Genomic DNA, 2,789 nt, shown 5'->3' on the forward strand with positions numbered 1-2,789 from the left:
CGGATCGCTTCGTGGACCGGCTGACGGGGGAGGCGTTACGCGGCCAGCTTGATGCTGAAATGTTCGTTAATCGAAGTGCTGAAGACTTAGGGAAAGATGCCATTACAGATTTTGTTGACGGAACACTTCACCGACCTGCGGGTCAGCTTGTTGATATCGAACTGGACGCTTATGCCGACTTTTACGGGACTGGCGGTCGTCGGATCGCAGGGACCGTAGAAGGAGAGGTAGATGACCTGGCCGTGTCGCCAGATGCCTTATTGAGTGGCGTTTTCGATGTCCGACGATAGGTGACGTTTGGTATACCCAAGAATACGTTGACAGCGACATCCGGCGTGTTAAATCCGACATACGTTTCCGATCGGAAACGGAATCACTGTCGGAGGATGTCGTCACATGACCAAGTACAATCGCCAATTTGACCTGAACCGCGAAGAACTTGATTTGATCGAAACCGCACTGCGTGAGCGGACGGCAAATCTGGTCGATGCAAAGCGCGTTGTGGCCAATGATAATGAGCCGGTTGCGCATCTGGACGACACAATTCGGGCAGGCGAAGTATTGTTGGGCCGGCTGCACAACCAAAAGGTCTTCTACCGGCCCAAGAAGGCCGTTTACGTCGGCGGCTAACGCGCGGTGAAGACCGCGCAACCCACAATGAGTCAGCAGACCCAACCGGATTTAAAAATGATCGATCCTAGTGGATACTTTGGCCAAGCTGTGATGTAGCGCACAGCATGCGCAACTCTGAGCCAGAAGAACGCGATGGCCGTGCAAAAAGTGAGCGCTGTGAAGCCTTCGACGCGATCTACCATGAACACCAGGATCGCAAAGGGAGCGAGCTTCTCTAGCAGTTTCATATGAACCCGATAGGCCCGCTGAACCCATGGACGGTGCAACTTCCAATTAGCTGAAATGGTGAAGCCGTCTGGTGCGTCATCTGGCAGCGTGCCTTTGGGGAAAGTGTTCACAACGACGATATAGGGAAGCCAAAGCGCGGCGGTAAAGATGGCGAGGCATGTCAAAATGCCCAGTTCTGTTGGGAACGTACATGATGTACGACCTTACATTGCCGCTTTGAGCGCGTTGCCGGTTTCAAGATATGATTTGAGCGAGGCTGCCAGACGCGCCCAACCTTCGGCAAAGCCTTCCTGACCGGGGGCCATATCCTAGTATTTGACCGTCAATTTGCAAACGTCGCCCTATGATTCGAGCGAGTAGACCATGTGGCTGGCGGGCGCGTCTGGACCCATGAATTGCGGCTCAAACGTCATGGCGATGCGGGACTTTGGTTCAAGCGCGGTGGTCGTTTGCGATAGCATCGCGCTGCCATCGGGCCGGATGAAGGTTGTTTCGCTGTCCACTTGGGCGTTGCCCTTTACCACGTTGCACGCAAAGTGATAGGCGGCCATTTGATCGACCTCCGTCAGTGCGGTCCAGAGAGCGTCTTGGGTGCAGCGGATAAATGTCTGCATCATGAAATTGGGTTTTTCCTTAGCGGCATCTCTTTCCAGTTTTTGTTTAAGTTCCGTCAGCGCGCGGGCTTGCCGTTGCAAAAAGGGGGCGGCCCAGCGGTCCATGACCTTCTGGAGCGGGAGGGCGTTGAGGTAGTAGTATTTGAACCGCCCCTCTTTGCGCGTGACGATCAGGCTCGCGTCTTCCAAGACTCTGAGATGTTTCATCATACCGAACCGGCTCATATCGAGCAGGTTTTCGAGGTCAGAGAGCGACTGCCCATCGCGCTGCCGCAGGCTATCGAGCAAAGCGCGTCGAGCGGGGTCGTTGAGAGCTTTGAAAATCGCGTCCATAGAATCGTTTATAAGTTATTAAGTAGTCACGTGATAATTGGGTCACGTATAAGAACTTGTGAGTGCCTGTGGTTTGTGGTGGTGTAAGCCTATGGAAAGTATGATTGAAACGCCTTCGTTCTTGTCCCCCGAGGGGCGGCGTATTGCCTACCATCTCACACCCGGGGACGGTCCTGCGGTGGTGTTTTTGGGTGGCTTTAAGTCGGACATGGGCGGCACCAAGGCGGTTCATTTGGAGGCTTGGGCGCGTGATGCTGGGCGCGCGTTTTTGCGGTTTGATTACTCAGGGCACGGCGAAAGCTCGGAGGCGTTCATTGACGGGGCGATTGGCGATTGGTTTGAGGATGCCTGTGCCGCGTTGTCGCTGATCGTGGGGCCGGTGGTCTTGGTTGGCTCGTCGATGGGCGGATGGATTTCGCTGCTGGTGGCGCGAGAGATGCCGGAGAAGGTGGCGGGATTGGTAACGATTGCTGCGGCCCCCGATTTCACCGAAGACAGCATGTGGGCGGGCTTTGACTCAGCACAACGTGCGGTGTTGGAGGCGGACGGGCAGGTGGCGTTGCCGTCTGACTATGGGGAGCCTTACATCACCACCAAGCGGTTGATTGAAGAGGGGCGCACCCGCTTGGTTTTGCGCGATCCGTTGCCGTTGGGTTTCCCCGTGCGGTTCTTGCAAGGCACAGCAGATGCGAATGTGGAGATGTCGGTGGCGCTCAGATTGCTTGAGCATGCGGAGGGGCCGGATATGCGGCTCACTTTGGTGGATGGGGCGGATCACCGGTTCTCTGACGCCGCGTGTTTGGGTTTGATCACGTGGTCTGTGGAAGACGTGCTCGCCATGATCTAGGCGGTGCGCGACCCGAAGATGGGTCGCGCAGATACTTTAGAGCAATTGGTAGCTGTGTGGCACGTAGCGGAAGCCATCGTCCCGCGACGCGATGTAACCAAGGCCGGGTAAGGGCATGTTATAGCCCACCATAG

The 2,789-nt window shown here is 55.9% G+C and carries 5 protein-coding genes; 3 read left to right on the plus strand and 2 right to left on the minus strand.

Annotation, left to right across the window (positions count from 1 at the left end; translation table 11 throughout):
- Together ACTF5F_RS13630 and ACTF5F_RS13635 are read left to right on the plus strand one after the other, a co-directional pair.
- A partial coding sequence (locus tag ACTF5F_RS13630; RefSeq protein ID WP_438957413.1) for a hypothetical protein occupies window positions 1–290 on the plus strand: 290 nt, incomplete at its 5' end.
- 106 nt (window positions 291–396) lie between these two features.
- The gene (locus ACTF5F_RS13635; RefSeq protein WP_438957414.1) at window positions 397–630 is read left to right on the plus strand and encodes a hypothetical protein; all 234 of its coding nucleotides are present in this window, start codon (window positions 397–399) and stop codon (window positions 628–630) included.
- Between the two features lie 32 nt (window positions 631–662).
- Here the strand turns inward: ACTF5F_RS13635 and ACTF5F_RS13640 are convergent, their stop codons facing one another.
- Entirely contained in the window at window positions 663–1,025 is a 363-nt protein-coding gene (locus ACTF5F_RS13640; RefSeq protein WP_438957415.1) for an MAPEG family protein, read from the minus strand.
- Window positions 1,026–1,202: 177 nt separating this feature from the next.
- On the minus strand, window positions 1,203–1,808 hold the full coding sequence (locus ACTF5F_RS13645; RefSeq protein ID WP_438957416.1) for an ArsR/SmtB family transcription factor: 606 nt from the start codon (window positions 1,806–1,808) through the stop codon (window positions 1,203–1,205).
- A 91-nt stretch (window positions 1,809–1,899) separates the two neighbouring features.
- On the opposite strand from ACTF5F_RS13645, the gene ACTF5F_RS13650 reads away from it, so the two are divergent.
- Complete coding sequence (locus tag ACTF5F_RS13650) at window positions 1,900–2,655, plus strand: alpha/beta fold hydrolase (protein WP_438957417.1); 756 nt, start codon at window positions 1,900–1,902, stop codon at window positions 2,653–2,655.
- Window positions 2,656–2,789 lie beyond the last annotated feature (134 nt).

Origin of the sequence: Cognatiyoonia sp. (assembly GCF_965661665.1) — a bacterium.
In the GTDB taxonomy this organism is placed as follows: domain Bacteria; phylum Pseudomonadota; class Alphaproteobacteria; order Rhodobacterales; family Rhodobacteraceae; genus Cognatiyoonia.

Coding starts and splice junctions, on each gene's coding strand:
- ACTF5F_RS13635 (WP_438957414.1), top strand. CDS start 397: ATGACCAAGTACAATCGCCAATTTGACCTGAACCGCGAAGAACTTGAT.
- ACTF5F_RS13645 (WP_438957416.1), bottom strand. CDS start 1,808: ATGGACGCGATTTTCAAAGCTCTCAACGACCCCGCTCGACGCGCTTTG.
- ACTF5F_RS13650 (WP_438957417.1), top strand. CDS start 1,900: ATGGAAAGTATGATTGAAACGCCTTCGTTCTTGTCCCCCGAGGGGCGG.